Here is a 21,586-nt window from a genome sequence, read left to right on the forward strand (position 1 = left end):
TGAGATATGAAGAGACAGATGCCAAGCACAAGAGAGATTGAGCAGGAGATAGTAGGCCGCGTCAAGACTATGTTCCGTAAGGACTTTGAGATGGCAACTAAGGAGGAGATTTATAGAGCTTGCGCCGAAGTTGTCAACGACGTGGTAATTGATAACTGGCTCACTACTCAAAAATCATTTGTGCAGCAGGATCCAAAGTGCGTATATTACATGTCTATGGAGTTTCTGATTGGTCGACTTCTTGGAAACAACATGATTAATATGCGTGGATATACAGAGGTTATGGATGCCCTGGATGAATTAGGGGTTGATATAAATGAAGTAGAAGACCAGGAGCCAGATCCAGCACTTGGAAATGGTGGTCTTGGTCGACTTGCTGCGTGCTTCCTTGACTCTCTTGCAACTTTACAGTACCCAGCTTATGGCTGCGGTATTAGATATCACTATGGTATGTTCAAGCAGAAGATTGAGGATGGCTATCAGCAGGAAGTTCCTGATAATTGGCTTCAGACTAGATACCCATTTGAGCTTCAGCGTACCGAGTATGAATTTGAAGTTAGATTTGGCGGATGGGTTCGCTATGATAGTCAGCCAGATGGCACAACAAAGTATATTCATGAGGGATATAATGCTGTAATAGCTACACCTTATGATTTACCTGTCACTGGTTTTGATAATGGTATGGTTAACACTCTTATGATTTGGGATGCCAAACCAAAGGAAGTGTTCAGACTTGACTCATTTGAAAAGGGTGACTACAGCAGAGCGGTTGAGGATATGAACCTTGCAAGAAACCTTACTGAGGTTCTTTATCCAAACGACAATCATATTCAGGGTAAAGAGCTTCGATTAAAGCAGCAATACTTTTTTGTATCTGCATCTATTCAGAGAGCTCTTGCAAAGTATTTGCGTTATCACAAGGATATCAAGAAGCTTCCTGAAAAGGTTGTATTCCAGATGAATGATACTCACCCAACCCTGACAGTTGCTGAGCTTATGCGTATCCTTATGGATGTACATGGCTTAGGCTGGGATGAGGCGTGGGAGATTACAACACACTGTGTTGCCTACACAAACCACACCATCATGTCAGAGGCTCTTGAAAAATGGCCACAGGATATCTTCAAGAGATTGCTTCCACGTGTCTTTATGATCGTTGAGGAAATCAACCGCAGATTCTGTGATGAAATCAGAGCCAAGTTCCCTGGTGACGAGGAGCGAGTACATCGTATGGCAATCCTTGCAGACGACCAGGTCAAGATGGCACACATGGCAATCGCCGCAAGCTACAGTGTTAACGGTGTTGCAGCTCTTCATACAGAGATTTTGAAGAACGTATCTCTTCATGATTTCTACGAAATGTATCCTGAGAAATTCAATAACAAGACCAATGGTATTACTCAGCGTCGTTTCTTGATGCATGGCAATTATAAGCTTTCAGATTGGGTAATCAAAAAGATTGGCCGTGGTTGGATTACAGACTTATCTCAGATGAAGAAGTTAGAGAGCTTTGTTGATGACAAGAAATCTCTTGATGAGTTTATGGATATCAAGCTCGATAACAAAAAGCGTCTGGCTAAGTATATATTAGAGCATAATGGAATCGAAGTTGATCCTAATTCGATTTTCGATGTTCAGGTTAAGAGATTACATGAATACAAGCGTCAGCTTTTAAATATTCTTCATGTAATGTATCTCTACAATCAGATTAAGGAAAATCCAGAGATGGACTTCTATCCAACTACATTTATCTTTGGTGCTAAGGCTTCTGCAGGTTATGAAAATGCAAAGCTTATCATCAAGCTGATAAACAATGTAGCAGCGGTAATCAACAACGATAAGTCAATCGACGACAAAATCAAGGTTGTCTTTATTGAAGATTATCGTGTATCAAATGCTGAATGGATATTTGCAGCAGCAGATGTTTCAGAACAGATTTCTACAGCTTCAAAGGAAGCATCTGGTACTGGAAACATGAAGTTCATGCTTAATGGTGCCGTTACAATCGGTACAATGGATGGTGCAAATGTAGAGATGTACCAGGAGCTTGGCGGAGAGAATATTTATATCTTCGGTATGAGCTCAGATGAGGTAATTGCTCACGAAAAGAATAACGACTACAATCCAGTAGATGTTATGAATGGAAATCATCACATTCAAAAGGTATTGCAGCAGCTTGTAAATGGCAATTACAGTATTGATAATCCGGAATTGTTCCGCCCACTTTACAATTCTCTTTTAAATACACAGTGTACAGCAAAGGCTGATACATACTTTGTTTTAGAGGATTTCGCATCTTATTGTGAGACTCATGAAAAGATTCAGGAGGCTTACAAGGATAAATATAAATGGGCAAAGATGGCACTTGAAAACGTAGCTCATGTTGGCAAGTTCTCATCAGATAGAACAATCCAGGAGTATGTAGATGATATTTGGCACTTGGATAAGCTTGATTTGAAATAAGTGCCTAGAAGGAATGTTTACAGACTATGAATGACAAAAGAAAATATATACCTTGGATATTTATTCCATGTATTCTTGCATTTGTTTTGCAGGTTGGAGCCAGCTTATTCGTAATTCAAGCAATCGTTACTTATGTACTTGCTACATTTAATGGCAGTACCTACGAAGATCTTGTTAATGCGCTTGTAGATGCAATGCTATCGGATGGAGCAAATGTTCTTTATATCATATATGCTGTTGCTGGAATCATCATTTTTACATTCGTGCAGAAGAAGATATTTAGTGATGATAAGCAGACTAAGCTATCAGAGGTATCAAAGAATGTTCCAGCTACAATAGCAGGCGTGTTGCTCTTTTGCTTAGGAATGCAATACGTTAGCAACTACCTTACAGCTGCATTAGCTAGTGCATTTCCATCATGGCTTGAGGAATACGAAGAGCTTATGGAGACTGCAGGCCTGGATGACAGCCTTACACTTATCATGGGCATATATGCAGTTATTCTTGCACCAATATGCGAGGAGCTTATTTTCAGAGGTGTTACATTTAGCGCAGCTAAAAAGGTTATGCCATATTACCTTGCAATCATTGTGCAGGCAATCCTCTTTGGTGCCTTCCATATGAATGCAATCCAAGGCTGCTACGCATTTGTCCTTGGACTTGGAATGGGCTATGTAATGCACTTATACAACAATATATTTGTTACAATTATTATCCATATGATATTCAACTTGATTGGCACCTATGGCTCAGATTTCTTGCCATACGGTGGTGATACGGTTATCGGATTTTTCTTATGGATGCTGGGTTCCCTTGTTGTTACTTATGTTTCAATAATTCTTCTCAGAAAAGGGGCTTCATCTGTTAAGGAAAAGGAATTTACAGCCGATATATAATTACACGGACGATAATAATCACAGGACCAGGAAGGCACGCCTTCCTGGTTTTTCTTTTTACTAGAAAACTGTGATAAGGAAAACGGACTTTCCCTTTATAAATTAAATTTCATTTATAGGAGGAAAGAGCATGGTAATTCAAAATTCTGAGGTCAAAATGGCCGCAAAAAGTACTTTCACTGCATCAACGAAAGTGGAGTATGAGGACACTATCCGGCCAGCAATCAAGCTGGGCAATGTGGTGATGGCAGATGATGGAGAAGGATTCCTTTCATCTCTGAACTATGAATTAAATCAGAACGGGGAGGTGCAGGAAGCAGGAGAAAAAGCTCCTGTAGAGTCAGTGGTTGCAAATATGCAAACCAGAATGCAGACAATGCATTATTTGCTCAGAGCCATACTGATGAGCAAGATATTTGGCGATAATTCTGAGTTTAAAAACATTCTGCAGGAAATCTTTAAAAGCAATGAGGGATATTATCAAACAACCACAATCAACTACGAATACAGTGAAAGCCAGGAGCTTGCATACTCGGCTGTGGGTACAGCGGTTACTGCAGATGGAAGACATCTGAATTTTAATTATGGTTTTGCAATGTCAGAATCATTTAAGGAGGAGTTTAAATCTGTTGAGGAAAACTTTGTAAGATATATTGATCCATTGGTGGTTAATCTCAATGACCGTCCAACAAAAGTTGCAGATCAGCCTTTCTATTTTGACTTGGATGGAGACGGGGAAAAGGATAATCTTCATCAGTTGGAAGCTGGCTCAGGTTTCCTGGCACTTGATAGAAATGAAGACGGCGAAATCAATGATGGAAAGGAGCTGTTTGGAGCAACGACAGGAGATGGCTTTAAAGAGCTTGAAATCTTTGATGAGGATTGTAACGGATGGATTGATGAAAATGATAGTATCTTCGAAAAGCTTAGAGTTTGGACTATGAATGAAAAAGGAGATATGGAGCTTTACACATTAAAACAGTCTGATGTGGGAGCAATCTATCTTGGCCGTGTAGGAACAGATTTTGTGCAGCATGATGATGAACACAAAGCAATGGCTGCTATGCGTGAGACAGGTATCTTTTTACATGAGTCAGACGGACATGCCGGAAGTGTTCAGCACGTTGATTTTGCCACCTAATCTGCTATAATTGACCTAAGTATTTTAGGTGGGTTTAATGATATGAAAATATTCGGGGGCAAAAGAAGATTAAAGAGCAACAGTGCACTTGCTATTGCAGCAGGTTGTGCTGTTGCTTTTATGTTTATAGCTACGGTTATCAGTATAGGAATCTATCAGCAACGCATGGATGAAGCCAAGGAATTATTGGCTGAGGCGGAGTATGAGCAGTACGATTCCTATGTAATTATGATTTCTTCAAATGATTCATCGGACTTTTGGCAAGAGGTTTATAAATCTGCCAAGGAATATGGCGCTGAACAGGGCGTGTATGTAGATATGCTCTCTACCAGTATCGACAAATCATATACCAAGGCGGAGTATATGGAGATGGCCATCGAATCCAATTGTGATGCCATTTTACTAGAGGGAGACGATTCACCAGAGACAGCTGAAATGGTGGCAAAGGCAAAGCATGCAGATATTCCTGTATTCACACTGGAGTCAGATATCGATATGGCAAATCGTGTCAGCTATATCGGGGCTAATAGCTATACTATCGCCAGTCTATATGGAGAGACTTTAGCTGCAAATCTTGTAAAGCAAAAGAAAGTAATGGTTTTAGCTGGAAATACAGTCAATCCTACGGAGGCTAGTGCTTTTGTTAATAATATGCAGTCAGCCTTGGACGGCCGCGAACTGCCAAATGGAAACCTGGATTTTGAAGTACGTACAGTTGAAAGCAAGGATGCTTTTGCAAATGAGGAGTATATCCAAAATCTCTTTAAGGAAAATGATTTGGCGCCAGTTGTAATCTGTCTTGACCAGGAATCCACCGAAAGCTTTTATCAGGCCATGATTGACTACAACAAAGTTGGTCAGATAATGCTTTTAGGAAGTGATGTTTCACCTACAATTCTTACTGGAATTAAACAGGGGGTAATTCTTAGCACAGTATATGTGGATGCACAGAGCATTGGTGTATCTGCAGCAGAAGCATATATCGAATATAGAGATGCAGGATATGTATCTGATTACATCAGTGTTGACGCAAATGTAATCGATGCCACCAACATCGATGAAGCGATGGAGGAGGTAGAAAATGAGTAGGATCAAGCGAAAATCTATCTCCCTCAGACAAAAGATGATTATGTCATTTTGTATTCCTACGGTACTGCTGTTCCTTGTAAACATGATGCTGTACTTGGGAACTGCCCAGATGCTCAACTCTCTGGATGTTATCTACGCCAGCAATAATACGCTGAACGATTTAAGTGAGAGCCTGGACCGTTTGCAGAATGCCACAGCAGGCTATCTAAATACCAAAACCAGTGATGCTTTGGAACAGTACTATATTTACGAAGAAGAGTATTCTGATTTAGTAGATAATCTGGATGACAACAAGGATGATAATGAAAACAGAGTCCTTGAGAGAAATATCAAAAATATGTCGGAAAACTACCTGGAGCTTACCAATCAGGCAGTTGAAAGTAAACGTGGTGGTAATGTAGAAAAATATAAGAGTATCTATGAGGAGGCTGCCAGAACATATGGCTACATAGATACCAGCATTACAAACCTCAACAATCAGCAGTTCATCAACAACTCTAAATCATACGGAGCTATGATGACCGCCCTTCAAACTCTTGAAGAGCTGAATATTTTAACACTTGTCGTTATCGGTATTGCCAATTTGTTTTTCGTAGTACTTATCGCATCAACTATTGCAGACCCACTTATAAAGCTGGCTGCCACAGCCAACAGCGTGTCGCAGGGAGACTTCAATGTAGAGCTTCTACCTGTTAAAAGCAATGATGAGGTTGGCGTAGTAACAAAAGCATTCAACAAAATGGTGGTATCTATAAAGAACTATATCGAAAAGCTTCGTGAATCTATGGAAGTGGAACGTCGCCTCAAGGAAAACGAGCTTATAATGGAAAACCATATTAAGGATGCAGAGCTTCGATACTTGCAGGCACAGATTAATCCACATTTCTTGTTTAATACTTTGAATGCTGGCGCCCAGCTTGCCATGATGGAGGGGGCAGACCGGACCAGCAATTACATTCAAAGAGTGGCCGATTTCTTTAGATACAACATCAAAAAGAACAAGGACGTTGTATCATTACGTGAGGAAATTGAGCTGGTAGACATCTACATTTACATCATAAATGTAAGATTCGCAGGGGAAATCCAGTTCACCAAGGAGATTGATGAGTCGCTTCTCGGGGTAAAGATACCTAGTATGATACTTCAGCCTATTGTTGAAAACAGCATCAACTATGGACTTAGAAACATTGATTGGACCAAGAAAATCAAGCTTTCTGTGTACGAGCTGGGGGACTATATATGTGTCAGCATCAAAGACAATGGCATTGGAATGACACAGGAAAAGATTGAGCAGGTTTTGGATGGCACATACAAGAGCAATCCAGCTAAATCAACATCCAACGGAGTTGGATTAAATAACTGTATTGAGCGTCTTAACATCTTCTACGAAAGCGAAGATGTATTAGATATTATATCTGAGGGAGAAAAGATGGGAACGGAGACAATTCTTTATCTTCCAAAGAAGGATTATGAGAAGGAATAAATGTAATGTATAAAATAATGTTGGCGGATGACGAGGGAATAGTCATCGATTCATTGAAATTCATAATAGAAAAGGAATTCGGAAGCAAGTGCGATATTCGAACAGCCAAAACCGGTAGACAGGTCATTGAGCTTGCAGAAGAGTATCAGCCGGATATAGCCTTTATGGATATTCAGATGCCTGGCATCAACGGCATCGAAGCTATGCGAGAAATTCGAAAGACCAACAATCATATCGTATTTATAGTAATGACTGCGTACGACAAATTCGATTATGCCAAGGAAGCTATTTCCCTGGGGGTTTTGGACTACCTAAACAAACCGGTTAGTAGAGATGGAATCATCAATATTCTAAATAAAGCCATGGGGCAAATTGATGGTGAACGAGCAAAGCGAAGCAACGACCTTCGAGTTAGAGAAAAGCTGGAGACTGTAGTGCCAATTATTGAAAATGGTTTGATTCAGGATTTGCTTTTTAAGGAATACTTTAAAGAGGATATTGATAATTACAAAACTCTGCTTGGAATTGATTCGGAATATGGATACATGGCTTGCATGGTATTTGGTAGAGAGATGGTTGGAAACTACATGACCAGTGCTGTAGCGGTTTCCATTCAAGCTCAGAAATCATATCGAGAGATTCATACCATAACAGAGGACTATATAAAAGGAATTATGGGTGCGGTAATGTCTAATAAAATACCAATCCTTATTCCAACAGATAGCAATACATTGCCATATAATGAAAGAAATAATGTGGTGGAAAGTGCTAGAGCCCTTTGCAGGAAGCTTTCAGATAGATTCGATATGGATTTCCGAATTGGATTTGGCTCTGTAAAGCCGCTGGATAGAATGGCGGAATCCTATGAGGAAGCAAACTCAGTGTTGATAGCAACCACAAGCCACGTAGCTCACGTGGATGATATGCCTGTTGCATGTCAGTACGAGGAAAGCTATCCAATGGATTTGGAAAAGCGTTTGTTTAATGAAATATCCCTTGGAAATGTTAATGAGACGGTGGCATTATCACAGGCGTTCTTTGAGTGGATGGAAGAAAACTACGCAAATGATAATGACAGTGTTCGATTGAAATGCTTGGAGTTCGTTCTTTGGGCGGAGCATCTATCATATGAAAAGACAGCTCGTGTATACGAGTTTAAAAGCAGGGCAAATTATTTGTCAGAGCTATTGAATCTTGGGGGATTAAACGAAGTAAAGCATTGGTTTATTGAAAAGATGAAGGCTGCTGCTGTTTGGGTGGCAAACAAGCAGGAAGAGCAGTCCATGAGTGTTGTCAATAAAGCAAGGCAATACATAGATGAAAACTATATGAAGGAATTAACTCTCGATGATATATCTCGAATGGTTAATATCAGTTCATATTATTTTTCAAAGGTATTTAAAGAGGAGACAGGTGAGAACTTCATCGACTATCTTACAAAGCTACGTATCGAGGCGGCCAAAAAGCTGCTTAAGACAACTAGCAAGTCCATGAAGGAGATATCAGCGGAGGTAGGATATCCGGATCCAAACTACTTTTCACGTAACTTTAAAAAGTATACTGGAAAGACACCTACAGACTACGCGAAATGTAACTAATAATTTATTGGGGTGAATAATAATGAAAGGATATATGAAAAAGATAGTGGTGATGACACTATCCCTTGCGATGCTTTCAGGATGCGCTAGTAGTTCTGCAGATAGCGCAAATACTTCTTCTAATAAAGAAGATGGTATTGAAATTGGTTTATGTTTTGATTCATTTGTAATCGAGCGCTGGGAGAAGGATAGAGATGTGTTCGTGGATACAGCATCATCTTTAGGGGCGACGGTTAATGTTCAAAATGCAAACGGTGATGTGGATAAACAAATCGAGCAGATTACATATCTGATAGATAAGGGCGTGGATTGTCTAGTAATAATTCCAGTAGATGGTGAAGCCCTAACAGATGTAATCAAAAACGCCAAAGAAAAAGATATTGCTGTGGTTAGTTACGATAGAATTATCCCAAATGCAGATACAGACCTTTACATATCATTCGACAACAACATGGTAGGTCAAATGCTTGGGGAATCCTTGGCAAATTCAGGGGCTAAGAGTGTGGTAATGATTTGCGGGCCACTTACTGATGGCAATGTGCCTATGGTAAACGATGGCTTCTATTCAGTCATGAATGAGAACAATATCGAAATTCTGGACACATACTATTGCGAGGGCTGGAAGGCCGAGTTAGGTGGCGCCTATGTTTATGACAATTTGGACACTATCAAGCAGGCGGATGCCATAATGTGTGGCAATGATGATGTGGCTACATCTGTAATCAGAGCTTTGGCTGTATGCCAGCTGGCAGGTGAAAAGCCGGTGGTTGGCCAGGATGCAGATTTACCTGCGTGTCAGCACATTGTTGAGGGAACACAGCTGATGACAGTGTTTAAGCCAGTGAGCAAGCTTGCAGAGCAGGCGGCGCAGCTTTCAGTACAGCTTGCCAGTGGAGATGATATTGATGTGGATTCCACAATAAGTGACGGGCAGTACGACATCCCTTATGTGGCTACGGAGCCAGTGGCAGTGACCAGAGACAATATCGATGAAGTGATTATAGACAGCGGATTCCATTCTAAAGAGGACGTTTATATGAATGTTTCTGAGGAATCCGGTGAAAATGAATAGCAAATTTTTGCATGACAAAAAATGACTAGCACAAAAATGTGCTAGTCATTTTTCATTGTGTGAATTAATTTAGACAAAAATGTGAAGAAAGTGACAACCATTTTCAGACATCTTCATGGTATCGTATCTATAGTAACAAACAAACCTAAATGAAAGGGAGGTTTTCAAAGAATGAAGAGAAAGTTATTAAGTGTACTTTTGACAGGTGCTCTTGCAGCTTCAATGTTTGTAGGTTGCGGAACTAGCACAGAGACAACAGACACAGGTGCAGCTGGTGGGGATACAGCTACAGAGACAACAGATGATGGTGGTTCTACAGCAGCAACAGGAACAAAGGTTGGTGTTGCAATGCCTACAAAGGATCTCCAGAGATGGAATCAGGATGGTGCTAACATGCAGTCAGAGCTTGAAGCAGCTGGCTACGAAGTAGACCTTCAGTACGCTTCAAACGATGTTCAGACTCAGGTTTCACAGATTGAAAACATGATCAACTCAGGATGTAACGTTCTTGTAGTTGCAGCTATCGAAGGTTCATCACTTGGTGAAGCTATGGATATGGCAGCTGAGAATAACATCCCAGTTATCGCATATGACCGTTTGATTATGAACTCAGATGCAGTTTCATACTATGCAACATTCGATAACTACAAGGTAGGTCAGGTTCAGGGTCAGTACATCATTGATCAGCTTGATCTTGAGAACACATCAGAGACATTCACAATGGAAATCACAGCTGGTGACCCAGGTGATAACAACGCTGGTTTCTTCTATGATGGTGCTATGGATCTTCTTAAGCCATACATCGAGGCTGGCACACTTGTTGTTAAGTCTGGTCAGATTGATTTCGCAGAAGTTGCTACTCCATCATGGGCTACAGAAACAGCTCAGTCACGTATGGAGACAATTCTTTCATCTAACTACGCTAATGAAGACCTTGACGTTTGCCTCTGCTCTAACGATTCTACAGCACTTGGTGTTGAGAACGCACTTGCAGCAAACTACAAGGGTGAATATCCAATCATCACAGGTCAGGATTGCGATATTGAGAACACAAAGAACATGATCGCTGGAAAGCAGTCTATGTCAGTATTCAAGGATACACGTACACTTGCTTCACAGGTTGTTAAGATGGTAGGTCAGATCCTCAGCGGCGAGACAGTTGATGTTAACGATACTGAGACATATGACAATGGTACAGGAGTTATTCCTTCATACCTTTGCGAGCCAGTATTCGCTGATAAGGACAACTACAAAGAGCTTCTTATCGATTCTGGTTACTACACAGAAGATCAGCTTCAGTAATTAAAAAAGTAATGCTTTTAGGGCAGGGAAACCTGCCCTATTTTAGAGAAGAGAATGTTTTTAAGAAAATAAAAGTTATTTTAAGGAGGGAGACTTAAGTGGGAAAAACAATACTTGAGATGAAATCAATCACCAAAGAGTTCCCAGGAGTAAAAGCCCTTGATAACGTAAACTTAAAGGTAGAGGAAGGCGAAATTCATGCTCTTGTAGGCGAGAATGGTGCTGGTAAATCTACTCTTATGAACGTTTTAAGTGGTATTTATCCATTTGGATCTTACACTGGAGACATCGTATACAATGGTGAAGTTTGTCAGTTCCAGAAAATCAAGGATTCTGAGGAAAAAGGAATCGTTATCATTCATCAGGAATTGGCGTTAATCCCTTATATGTCTATAGGTGAGAACATGTTCCTTGGAAATGAACAGGGAAGCAAGGCAGCTATTGATTGGGACAAAACATACGCAGAAGCAGACAAATATTTAAAGATGGTTGGTTTATCAGAAAGCAGCCGTACTTTAATCAAAGATATAGGTGTTGGTAAACAGCAGCTTGTTGAAATTGCAAAGGCATTAGCAAAGAATGCTAAGCTCCTCATCCTTGATGAGCCAACATCATCACTTAACGAAACAGATTCGAGAGCACTTCTTGATTTACTTCTTAAATTCAAGCAGGAAGGAATGACATCTATTATCATTTCTCACAAGCTTAATGAAGTTTCTTATGTAGCAGATAAGATTACTGTTATCCGTGATGGTTCCACAATCGAAACTCTTGATAAGAGTGTAGATGATATTTCAGAAGATAGAATCATTAAAGGCATGGTTGGTCGTGAAATGACAGACCGTTTCCCTAAGCGCCACGGTGTAGAAATCGGTGACATCGCTATGGAAGTAAAGGATTGGACAGTTTACCATCCACAGTTCTCAGAGCGTAAGGTTGTTGATGGAGTATCAATGAATATCCGTAAAGGCGAAGTAGTTGGTATCGCTGGACTCATGGGTGCTGGACGTACAGAGCTTGCAATGAGTATCTTTGGAAAGGCTTATGGAACTAACATTTCAGGTCAGCTTTTCTTAAATGGTGAAGAAGTTCACTTAAAGAATATCAAGGATGCAATCAAGCACAAGATTGCATACGTAACAGAAGATAGAAAGGGCAACGGACTTGTTCTTACAAATCCAATCAAGATTAATACAACTCTTTCAAATCTTTCAGCACTTTGTTCTAAGCGAGTTATCGATCAGGATAAAGAGTATCAGGTAGCAGAGGAGTATAGAGATAAGCTCAAGACAAAATGTCCTACAGTTGAGCAGAACGTTGGAAACCTTTCAGGTGGTAACCAGCAGAAGGTTCTTCTTGCTAAGTGGATGTTTGCAGATCCAGATGTACTTATCCTTGATGAGCCTACACGTGGTATTGACGTTGGTGCTAAGTACGAAATCTACTGCATCATCAATGATTTGGTTGCAGCAGGAAAATCAGTAATAATGATTTCATCAGAGCTTCCAGAAGTACTTGGTATGTCAGACCGTATATACGTTATGAACGAAGGTAAAATGGTTGGCGAAATGGCAGGGGCAGAAGCTTCACAGGAAAGCATTATGTCTTGCATCTTGAAGTCATAGAAGGGAGAGAAAACATGGTCTCAGTTAATATTAAAGACACGTTAAAAAAATACACCATGGTTATCGCCCTGGTGATTATTATCGGAATATTCTACGTTGGAACAGGCGGAACAATTCTTCTGTCTCAGAACGTAAACAACTTGCTTTCACAGAACGCATACGTATTTGTGCTAGCAACTGGTATGTTACTTTGTATCTTAACTGGTGGTAACATCGATCTTTCTGTTGGTTCAGTTGTCTGCTTCGTAGGTGGTATTGGAGCAGTAATGATGAGCAAGGGAATGAACGTATGGTTCGCAGTTCTTGTAATGCTCTTTGTGGGTGTTTTAGTTGGTGCATGGCAGGCATTCTGGGTAGCATACATAAACGTACCACCATTCATTGCAACACTTGCTGGTATGTACGCATTCAGAGGTTTATCAAATGTAGTATTAAATGGTTATGCAGTTTCTATTTCAAATACAACTTTCCTTAATGTATTTGGTGGTGGTGCTGATTGCTACATTCCTGATTTCTTCCACGGAGAAAGCCTCAACATTACATGTTTACTTGCAGGCCTTATTGCAGTTGCAGTTTATGTATTAATCTCAATTAAAAACAGAGTATCGGCTTCTAGAAAAGGCTACGTTACAACAAGCGCAGCTAGCTTCTACGCAAAGCTTGTTATTCTTTCACTTGTAATTTTATTCTTAGCATATAAGCTTGCTGGTTACAAAGGAATTCCTACATCATTGTTATGGATTATCCTTATTGTCCTTGTTTACAACTACATCACAACAAAGACAACAATCGGACGTTACTTATATGCAGTAGGTGGTAACGAAAAAGCTACACAGCTTTCAGGTATCAACACAAAGAAGGTTTACTTCTTCGCTTATACAAACATGGGATTCTTAGCAGCTTTCGCTGGTATCCTTACAGTAGCACGTGCAGCTTCTGCACAGCCAACATACGGTCAGTTCTATGAAATGGATGCAATCGGTGCTTGCTTCATCGGTGGTGCATCTGCATACGGTGGAACAGGTTCAGTATTCGGCGCAATCATTGGTGCTCTTTTGATGGGTGTTATCAACCAGGGTATGTTGATCATGGGTGTTGATGCAAACTATCAGAAGGTAGTTAAAGGTTTAGTACTTCTTGCAGCGGTTATCTTTGATGTTATGTCTAAGAGAGAGAAAAAGTAGGAAGGGAGGAGCGAAAAAGTGAAAGACAAGATTTTTAAAATATTAAAAGAAAACACAATGCTCATTGTTCTGGTCCTGGTTGTTCTCTTCTTTAACTTTACAACTAATGGCACAATGCTTATGCCAAGCCAGTTCAACGCATTGATTACACAGAACGCATATGTATATGTTCTTGCAACAGGTATGTTGATGTGTATGTTAACAGGTGGTAACATCGACCTTTCCTGCGGTTCATTTGTTTGCTTAGTAGGTATCATCGGAGCAAAAGTAATGGTAAACATGGGTGCTTCAACACCTGTTGGAATCCTTGTAATGCTCCTCATAGGTATCATCTATGGATGCTTACTTGGCTATGTAATTGCTTACATCAATATTCCACCATGGATTGCTACACTTGCAGGTTTCCTTGCACTTCGTGGATGGGGCGTTGCATTACTTAACGGTTCATCAAACATCAGCCCACTTCCACCAGAATTTTGTGCATTATTCTCAGGCAAGATGAATGACCTTTTCGGTGGTCCAAGAATCGGTGGTGTTCAGTACAACATGACAAGTATTGTAATTGGACTTATCGCTTCAATCATCGTAGTAGTTCTTCTTTTCAGATCACGTGCAAACAAGCTTAAGAAGGGCTATGTTGCAGACAGCCTTGTAGCAGTAATCGTTAAGTGTGTACTTATCGACTTTGTAATCATGCTCTTTGCATACAAGTTCTCACTTGCAGGTGGTGTACCATACTCACTCATCTGGGTAGCAGTAATCGTACTTATCTACAGCTTCATTACATCAAAGACAGATATCGGACGTTACTTCTACACAATCGGTGGTAACTCAGAGGCAACAAGACTTTCAGGTATCGATACAAAGAGAATCATGTTTATCGCATACTTGAACATGGCTGTACTTACAGTTATTTCTGCATTCCTTACAATGGCTCGTTTCCAGGCTGCAAACTCTACAGCTGGTACAAACTACGAGATGGATGCCATCTCAGCCTGCGTAGTAGGTGGTGTATCTGCATACGGTGGATCAGGTACAGTATTCGGAATGATTGTTGGTGCTACCCTCATCGGTGTAATCAACCTTGGTATGTCCCTCATGGGTATCGATGCCAACTGGCAGAAGGTTGTTAAAGGCGTAGTACTTCTCGGAGCCGTAGTCTTCGAAATCCTCAACAACAAGAAAAGCGCAACAAAGTAATACATAAGATTTTATTTTCTTCATTATATTCTCTTAATGTTATTATAACTAAAAGCTCGCGACCTCCCATTGGCCGCGAGCTTTTGTTTTGAATATCGCGGCCAAGAGTGCTAATATTTTAGGTATGGAAATAATAAAAGGATTCTTACAGAGGAAAATGGTTATATTACTGGCGGCGGTTGTACTGGTGTTTTTTGTGCTGTTTAATTCGGGATTCTTTGGGGGCAAGGATGAGCGAATTAGGATTTCATGCGTGGGCGATAGTCTTACCTATGGAAGTGGAGTGCTGAAGACCAGGGATACGGATGCGTATCCAGCACAGCTGCAGATAAAGATGGGGACAGATCATCTTGTTTCAAATTTTGGATTGCGCAATGCTACGGCATCTGCATCTGGGGATTTGCCTTATGTGGAGTCGGAGGAGTATCAGCAGTCTCTGAAGTCTAAGCCTGATATCGTTGTGCTTATGCTTGGAACAAATGATACAAAGACTTATAACTGGAATGCATCAGACTATGAGGCAGGACTGAAGGAGCTTGTGGAATCATATCAGCAGCTGGATACTAAGCCTACAGTGTACTTGATGCGTAGTCCTTATTGCTATTCATTGGATGGAAGTGATGTGGCTGAGTATGATATTCAGCCGGTTGTTGTAGCTGATGAGCTGGGTGGAATCGTCGATAAGGTTGCGGCTGAGACTGGCGTAGAGGTGATTGATTTGTACGGTGTTACTGAGGGTCAGGATGAGCTTTATACTGACGGAATTCACTTTAATGCTAAGGGATATGAGCTTATAGCTGATGAAGTATATTCTAATTTAAAATAATTTTCAATAAAACCTGTTGACATTTTATGCCGGCAGGTTTATATTTTAATCAAACATATGAACAATCATTCATATATTCAAATTTAAAGAAGACCCAATGGGGGACGGAGGAAAATATCATGAAGAAAACATACAAAATCGATGTAGATTGTGCAAATTGTGCAAACAAGATGGAGCAGGCTGCTAAGGAGACAGCAGGTGTTGCTGATGCTACAGTTAATTTTATGGCACTTAAAATGAACGTTGAGTTCGAAGATGGAGCAGATGTTAAGGCTGTTATGGAAGAAGTTCTTAAGAACTGCAAGAAGGTAGAGGACGATTGCGAGATTTTTTTATAGGAGTTTGATATGAACAAAAAGCAGAAGAAGGTACTAATCAGAATAATTGCAGCGGCTTTGATGATGGCTGTTCTGTTGTTGCTTCCTTTGGAAGAGGGCAGTTGGATTCGCTTTGTGTTGTTTTTGATTCCATATTTTACTATTGGATATGACATTTTAAAGAAGGCATTTAAGGGAATTAAAAATAAGCAGGTCTTTGATGAGAATTTCCTTATGGCTGTTGCCACTATTGGTGCAATGGCACTTGGGGAATACACTGAGGGCGTAGCGGTTATGCTTTTCTACCAGGTTGGTGAATTATTTCAGTCATATGCTGTTGGAAAGAGCAGACGTAACATTTCCCAGCTTATGGACATTAGGCCTGATTTTGCAAACATAATGGTGGATGGTCAGCTTACACAGGTTGATCCGGATGAAGTGGAAATTGGAAGCGAAATCATCGTTCAGCCTGGTGAAAAGATACCTATCGATGGTGTGGTTATCGACGGTACAGCTACTCTTGATACTGCAGCCCTTACAGGTGAAAGCGTTCCTAGAAGCGCAAAGCCAGGGGACGAGGTTATTTCCGGATGTATCAATATGTCAGGTGTTCTCACTATCCGCACTACAAAGGAGTTCGGCGAATCTACAGCATCAAAGATTCTCGACTTGGTGGAGAATGCATCTTCAAAGAAATCAAAGCCAGAGAACTTTATTTCAAGATTTGCCAGAGTGTACACACCAGCTGTTTGTTATTCAGCGGTAGCACTTGCAGTACTTCCACCAGTGATTTCACTTATTATTGGTGTGAATCCTAACTGGGGCCAGTGGATTTACAGAGCCCTTACATTCCTTGTTATCAGTTGTCCATGTGCACTTGTTATCAGCATTCCACTTACATTTTTTGCAGGTATTGGTGGTGCCAGCAAGGAAGGTGTCCTTGTAAAAGGTTCAAACTACCTTGATATGCTTTCAAAGGCTAAAATCGCTGTTATGGACAAAACAGGTACACTTACTGAGGGCGTATTCAAGGTTACAAAGATTGTTCCAAAGGATATTTCTGAGGATGAGCTTTTGATGTATGCTGCTATGGCTGAGGTATACTCAAATCATCCAATTTCACGTAGCTTGAAGGAGGCTTACAGCAAGCCTATCGATACAAACGACGTTACTGATGTGGAGGAAATCTCTGGACATGGAATCAGAGCTACAGTTCTTGGAAAGACTGTAAATGCAGGAAATGAGAAGCTTATGGCTTCTGTTGGTACAGCTTTCAACCAGGCAAATGAGCCAGGTACAGTTATCTATATCGCAATTGATGGACAGTACAAAGGCTACATCCTTATATCTGATCAGATAAAGGCCACATCAAAGGCTGCTATCGAAAATATGAAGCGAGTTGGTGTGAGACAGACAGTTATGCTTACTGGAGATAGCAAGAGCGTAGCAGATATTGTTGCAAAGGATTTAGGGCTTGATAGTGTTTGCTCAGAGCTTTTACCAGGAGATAAGGTTCAGAAGGTAGAGGAGTTATTAGCATCCAAATCAGAGAATGAACAGTTGATTTTCGTTGGCGATGGTATAAATGATGCTCCTGTTCTTTCAAGAGCAGATATCGGTATTGCCATGGGAGCTCTTGGTAGTGATGCAGCCATAGAGGCAGCAGATGTTGTTCTTATGGATGACGACCCTATGAAGATTTCAAAAGCCATCGGTATTGCAAAAAAGTGCATGCGTATAGTATATGAAAATATTTACTTTGCCATCGGAGTTAAGGTATTATGTTTGATACTTGGTGCGCTTGGTATTGCAAATATGTGGTATGCTATTTTTGCAGACGTTGGAGTTATGGTTATTGCAGTTCTCAACGCAATCCGCGCATTACGTGTGAAGAACATTTAGGAGGTTTGACAATGGTTAAACATGCAGAATGCTGTGAAGAGCAGTGTGTACATAAAGAATTGGTAGCAAATGTACTTAACGATTTGCCTGATGAGGATGTCTTATACGATTTGGCAGAGCTGTTCAAGGTTTTTGGTGATAGTACCAGGGTACGAATCCTGATTGCTTTATTCGAGGCAGAGCTTTGCGTATGTGATATATCAGAAGCTCTTGGTATGACACAGTCAGCTGTATCACATCAGCTTCAGATTCTTCGTACAAACAAGCTTGTAAAGAGCCGTCGCGAGGGCAAGCAGATTTATTATAGTTTGGCAGATGAGCATGTGGTTACCATTATGGCACAAGGCTTAAATCACATCTTAGAATAATATATAGAATGTTGTTGGCTTCCTGTTCTTTGATTGAGGAACAGGAAGCTTTTTTATTGAATTTTTTGGCTGTAACGAAACAATTTATCAATAAGAAAAAAATGTGAAAAAAGTATTGACTTCGAACTTCTATTAGTATAAGATAACCACAGTTAGCAATGGCTAACTAAAATATGAACAGGAAGCTAACATTATGTGCGAAGAAGTATTTGAAATGATATGTGCCATGGACAGGCGATGTGTAGAGTTGCAAGTTGTATTGCAGTGTGCTCCCACATTAGCTGGCCTTAAAACTTCAAATCTTCTTATAGTTCCGAAAGATCAGGAAGATAAGGTTAGATTTGTTCTTAGGCATTCAGGCTTGTTGGGGTATCGCCTCGTGTACGATAGACATCGAGTTATCTTTTTGGTTTTTAATAGGGATAAGCTCATAAGCTACCTTGCAAAGCCAGAGATAAAGGAATTTCTTTCCTCTTATGGATATCGTACAGATGCCTTTGGGTATTCACTTCGAAATTTCCAGAATCGATATGATTCTTATGTTCATAAAAGGGATAATTTCCCTCATGAGATGGGAGTGTTCCTCGGATATCCGCTTTGTGATGTAGTAGGCTTCATTCAAAACGGAGGAGACGGATTTGTGCTGTCGGGGTATTGGAAGGTTTATAAAAATGCGACTGAGGCACAGAAGTTATTTGAAAAATTTGACATTGTAAAAGATGATATGGTTCGCATGGTATTTAAAGGATATTCATTAAAAGATATCGTAAATACGTATGCAAAGCCTGTCGTATCCTTGGCAGTTTAACGTCAAAATATCTTATTTTAAAGGAGATTAAAGTCATGAGTAAGGTTAATGTTGTATTTTGGTCACAGTCTGGTAATACAGAGAGTATGGCAAACGCTGTAGGTGCTGGTGTTACAGCAGCAGGCGGCGAGGCTAACGTAGTATACGTTGGTGATGCTTCTATAGATGAGCTCAAGAATGCAAAGGCATTTGCACTTGGATGTCCAGCTATGGGCGCTGAGGTTCTTGAGGAAGGCGAGATGGAGCCATTCGTTACAGATTTAGAGGGCTTTGTTTCAGGTAAGACAATTGGTCTTTTCGGCTCATATGGCTGGGGAGATGGTCAGTGGATGCGCGACTGGGTTGATCGCATGACAGCAGCAGGCGCAACAGTAGTAAACGGCGAAGGCGTTATTTGCCAGGACGCTCCAGATGGAGCAGCAGAAGCTGCATGCCAGGAGCTTGGTAAAGCTTTAGCAGCAGTTTAATTTCATATTTTAGCTTATTTCCTTTCCCTGAGTTTCTAACCGGGTTTCTTGGGGAAGTTATTAGACTCCTTTTACAGCCTCCAGGTATGCCAGTGCCTGGAGGTAAATTATTCTAGATTAGCCTTTGATGGAGGCAAATATCGATGGTATATGCCACAGGTAAAAGTTGTCGGAATATCTGATATTTCGTGATAAAATCTAACAATTTAATTTTGAAAAAGTTGTTGACAAAGCCTTGATTCTCATATATACTCTCTATTGTTCGCGAGAGAGATACGCAACAAACGCAGAACGAATTATTTCGGGGTGTGGCTCAGTTTGGCTAGAGCACCTGGTTTGGGACCAGGGGGTCGCAGGTTCGAATCCTGTCACCCCGACTTGGAAATTAATTATTTTATGCGGGTGTGGTTCAATGGTAGAACATCAGCCTTCCAAGCTGAATACGTGGGTTCGATTCCCATCACCCGCTTTTTAATTTCTAATATGTTGCATATGTGTCAGTAGCTCAGCTGGATAGAGCAACGGCCTTCTAAGCCGTGGGTCGGGGGTTCGAATCCCTTCTGGCACATTTATACGGTTTATATTTTATCAGTATGGTGGGTGTGGCACAGCTGGTTAGCGCGTCGGATTGTGGTTCCGAAGGTCGAGGGTTCGAACCCCTCTACCCACCCTGTTGCGATAGCAACAAATTGAATAAGGGCAATTAAGTCCTTTGTTGGGCTATCGCCAAGCGGTAAGGCACCAGATTTTGATTCTGGCATTCGCTGGTTCGAATCCAGCTAGCCCAGTTTCTAGTCTATGCCTTTTTCTTTTGGAAATAGTCGCATACCAATTTAATATGGGGTTGTAGCTCAGTTGGTAGAGCACCTGACTTTTAATCAGGTTGTCGGGAGTTCGAGCCTCCTCAGCCTCAGCAAAGAAAAGCACGTAAGATTGTCTTACGTGCTTTTGTTTTATGAACTATCCGCAAAATCCGGATAGTTCAAAACGTGACAATTTGTCACGAGTTGGTTACAGGTTGTAACCAACTAAGAAATTAAAAACATATACAGTGTAGCATAATTATGCTACAATAAAGATAAATAAGGAGGTGTTTATTATGCCAACAATTATGCCTATTAGAGATTTAAGAAATACAAGTGAAATATCAGAAATTGCACATAGAAAAAAAGAACCTATTTTTATTACAAAAAATGGATATAGTGATCTTGTGGTTATGAGTGCAGAATTATACGAGAAGTTTGCAAGAGAAAATCGCATAGATCAGGCTATTTTTGAGGCAGAGCAGGAGTTTGCTGAAACTGGTAAGACAATAGATGCAAAGGATGCTTTTGCAGAATTGGAGAAAAAGTATTTTGAATAAATACATTGTAGAATTAATGCCAAGAGCATATAGGGATATTGAAGAAATTTATGCTTATATTGCTTATGAAAAGCTGTCTCCTGAAAATGCAAAGGGACAGATTGATAGAATAAAAGAAGCTATACTAGGGCTCGATACATTGCCTGAATCTCATCAAGATAGAATAACTGGTAGATATGCAGGTAAAGGATATAAACAATTAATTATTGGTAACTATATTGCTATATTTAGAATTGATGAAGGTAATGGTAGAGTTTTGGTTGTTACTGTGCAGTATCAGGGAAGAGATATATAGTGATAGTAGGTTTAACCTGTGGTTTAACCAGAGCCTATGAAATTTTTTCTGTAAATATGGAACTTCTATGATAATTTAGATTTATGAAGGGTGTAGTCAGATTGGGCTACATCCTTTTTTAGACTATACAGTTCATTGGAAGACAAGGCAAGAAAGATTTGTTTTATTCAACTTCTTAGTGTATGCT

At 40.4% G+C, this 21,586-nt stretch carries 19 protein-coding genes and 6 tRNA genes; all 25 read left to right on the plus strand.

Annotation, left to right across the window (positions count from 1 at the left end; genetic code table 11):
- The first annotated feature begins 6 nt into the window (after window positions 1-6).
- The 25 genes from BM102_RS04515 (at window position 7) to BM102_RS04635 (ending at window position 21,399) form a co-directional block, all read left to right on the plus strand.
- The gene (locus BM102_RS04515; RefSeq protein ID WP_090479332.1) at window positions 7-2,463 is read left to right on the plus strand and encodes a glycogen/starch/alpha-glucan phosphorylase; all 2,457 of its coding nucleotides are present in this window, start codon (window positions 7-9) and stop codon (window positions 2,461-2,463) included.
- Window positions 2,464-2,489: 26 nt separating this feature from the next.
- Window positions 2,490-3,359, plus strand: coding sequence for a CPBP family intramembrane glutamic endopeptidase (locus BM102_RS04520; protein WP_049960355.1), 870 nt, complete (start codon window positions 2,490-2,492; stop codon window positions 3,357-3,359).
- A 130-nt stretch (window positions 3,360-3,489) separates the two neighbouring features.
- On the plus strand, window positions 3,490-4,500 hold the full coding sequence (locus BM102_RS04525) for a hypothetical protein (protein ID WP_090479335.1): 1,011 nt from the start codon (window positions 3,490-3,492) through the stop codon (window positions 4,498-4,500).
- Between the two features lie 42 nt (window positions 4,501-4,542).
- Window positions 4,543-5,589 (plus strand): sugar ABC transporter substrate-binding protein, encoded by a 1,047-nt coding sequence (locus BM102_RS04530; protein WP_090479339.1) that lies wholly within the window; start codon window positions 4,543-4,545, stop codon window positions 5,587-5,589.
- Window positions 5,582-7,072 carry a sensor histidine kinase gene (locus BM102_RS04535; protein ID WP_242942904.1) on the plus strand — a complete coding sequence of 497 codons (1,491 nt, stop codon included), beginning with the start codon at window positions 5,582-5,584 and terminating at the stop codon, window positions 7,070-7,072. The genes BM102_RS04530 and BM102_RS04535 overlap by 8 nt, the downstream gene beginning before the upstream one ends.
- 5 nt (window positions 7,073-7,077) lie before the next feature.
- Window positions 7,078-8,670, plus strand: a complete 1,593-nt coding sequence (locus BM102_RS04540) for a response regulator (RefSeq protein ID WP_090479342.1) — start codon at window positions 7,078-7,080, stop codon at window positions 8,668-8,670.
- Between the two features lie 22 nt (window positions 8,671-8,692).
- Window positions 8,693-9,742, plus strand: coding sequence for a sugar ABC transporter substrate-binding protein (locus BM102_RS04545; protein WP_090479345.1), 1,050 nt, complete (start codon window positions 8,693-8,695; stop codon window positions 9,740-9,742).
- A gap of 171 nt (window positions 9,743-9,913) precedes the next feature.
- On the plus strand, window positions 9,914-11,044 hold the full coding sequence (chvE, locus tag BM102_RS04550) for a multiple monosaccharide ABC transporter substrate-binding protein (RefSeq protein WP_090479347.1): 1,131 nt from the start codon (window positions 9,914-9,916) through the stop codon (window positions 11,042-11,044).
- A 119-nt stretch (window positions 11,045-11,163) separates the two neighbouring features.
- Window positions 11,164-12,669 (plus strand): multiple monosaccharide ABC transporter ATP-binding protein, encoded by a 1,506-nt coding sequence (mmsA, locus tag BM102_RS04555; RefSeq protein ID WP_442960192.1) that lies wholly within the window; start codon window positions 11,164-11,166, stop codon window positions 12,667-12,669.
- Window positions 12,670-12,683: 14 nt separating this feature from the next.
- The gene (mmsB, locus tag BM102_RS04560) at window positions 12,684-13,853 is read left to right on the plus strand and encodes a multiple monosaccharide ABC transporter permease (protein WP_090394287.1); all 1,170 of its coding nucleotides are present in this window, start codon (window positions 12,684-12,686) and stop codon (window positions 13,851-13,853) included.
- Between the two features lie 18 nt (window positions 13,854-13,871).
- Window positions 13,872-15,053 (plus strand): ABC transporter permease subunit, encoded by a 1,182-nt coding sequence (locus tag BM102_RS04565; RefSeq protein WP_272867639.1) that lies wholly within the window; start codon window positions 13,872-13,874, stop codon window positions 15,051-15,053.
- Window positions 15,054-15,210: 157 nt separating this feature from the next.
- Window positions 15,211-15,879: a GDSL-type esterase/lipase family protein gene (locus BM102_RS04570; protein WP_177194902.1), complete on the plus strand. Its 669-nt coding sequence runs from the start codon at window positions 15,211-15,213 to the stop codon at window positions 15,877-15,879.
- A gap of 119 nt (window positions 15,880-15,998) precedes the next feature.
- Entirely contained in the window at window positions 15,999-16,217 is a 219-nt protein-coding gene (locus BM102_RS04575) for a cation transporter (RefSeq protein WP_044937188.1), read from the plus strand.
- A 9-nt stretch (window positions 16,218-16,226) separates the two neighbouring features.
- On the plus strand, window positions 16,227-18,098 hold the full coding sequence (locus BM102_RS04580) for a heavy metal translocating P-type ATPase (RefSeq protein ID WP_090479357.1): 1,872 nt from the start codon (window positions 16,227-16,229) through the stop codon (window positions 18,096-18,098).
- Window positions 18,099-18,109: 11 nt separating this feature from the next.
- The gene (locus BM102_RS04585) at window positions 18,110-18,466 is read left to right on the plus strand and encodes an ArsR/SmtB family transcription factor (RefSeq protein ID WP_074788695.1); all 357 of its coding nucleotides are present in this window, start codon (window positions 18,110-18,112) and stop codon (window positions 18,464-18,466) included.
- A gap of 193 nt (window positions 18,467-18,659) precedes the next feature.
- Window positions 18,660-19,274, plus strand: a complete 615-nt coding sequence (locus BM102_RS04590; RefSeq protein WP_090479360.1) for a DUF3793 family protein — start codon at window positions 18,660-18,662, stop codon at window positions 19,272-19,274.
- Between the two features lie 35 nt (window positions 19,275-19,309).
- Window positions 19,310-19,741, plus strand: coding sequence for a flavodoxin (locus tag BM102_RS04595; RefSeq protein WP_044937196.1), 432 nt, complete (start codon window positions 19,310-19,312; stop codon window positions 19,739-19,741).
- Window positions 19,742-20,043: 302 nt separating this feature from the next.
- A tRNA-Pro gene (locus BM102_RS04600) sits at window positions 20,044-20,118 on the plus strand.
- A gap of 21 nt (window positions 20,119-20,139) precedes the next feature.
- Window positions 20,140-20,210: transfer RNA gene (locus BM102_RS04605), tRNA-Gly, on the plus strand.
- Window positions 20,211-20,235: 25 nt separating this feature from the next.
- Window positions 20,236-20,309, plus strand: a tRNA-Arg gene (locus BM102_RS04610).
- A gap of 28 nt (window positions 20,310-20,337) precedes the next feature.
- Window positions 20,338-20,411: transfer RNA gene (locus BM102_RS04615), tRNA-His, on the plus strand.
- Between the two features lie 46 nt (window positions 20,412-20,457).
- Window positions 20,458-20,529, plus strand: a tRNA-Gln gene (locus tag BM102_RS04620).
- 52 nt (window positions 20,530-20,581) lie between these two features.
- Window positions 20,582-20,654: transfer RNA gene (locus BM102_RS04625), tRNA-Lys, on the plus strand.
- A 186-nt stretch (window positions 20,655-20,840) separates the two neighbouring features.
- On the plus strand, window positions 20,841-21,104 hold the full coding sequence (locus BM102_RS04630) for a type II toxin-antitoxin system prevent-host-death family antitoxin (protein ID WP_090394441.1): 264 nt from the start codon (window positions 20,841-20,843) through the stop codon (window positions 21,102-21,104).
- Window positions 21,097-21,399: a type II toxin-antitoxin system RelE/ParE family toxin gene (locus BM102_RS04635; RefSeq protein ID WP_090479363.1), complete on the plus strand. Its 303-nt coding sequence runs from the start codon at window positions 21,097-21,099 to the stop codon at window positions 21,397-21,399. Before BM102_RS04630 ends, BM102_RS04635 begins: the two co-directional genes overlap by 8 nt.
- The last annotated feature ends 187 nt before the right edge of the window (window positions 21,400-21,586 follow it).

Source organism: Pseudobutyrivibrio sp. JW11 (genome assembly GCF_900115355.1).
GTDB lineage: Bacteria > Bacillota > Clostridia > Lachnospirales > Lachnospiraceae > Pseudobutyrivibrio > Pseudobutyrivibrio ruminis.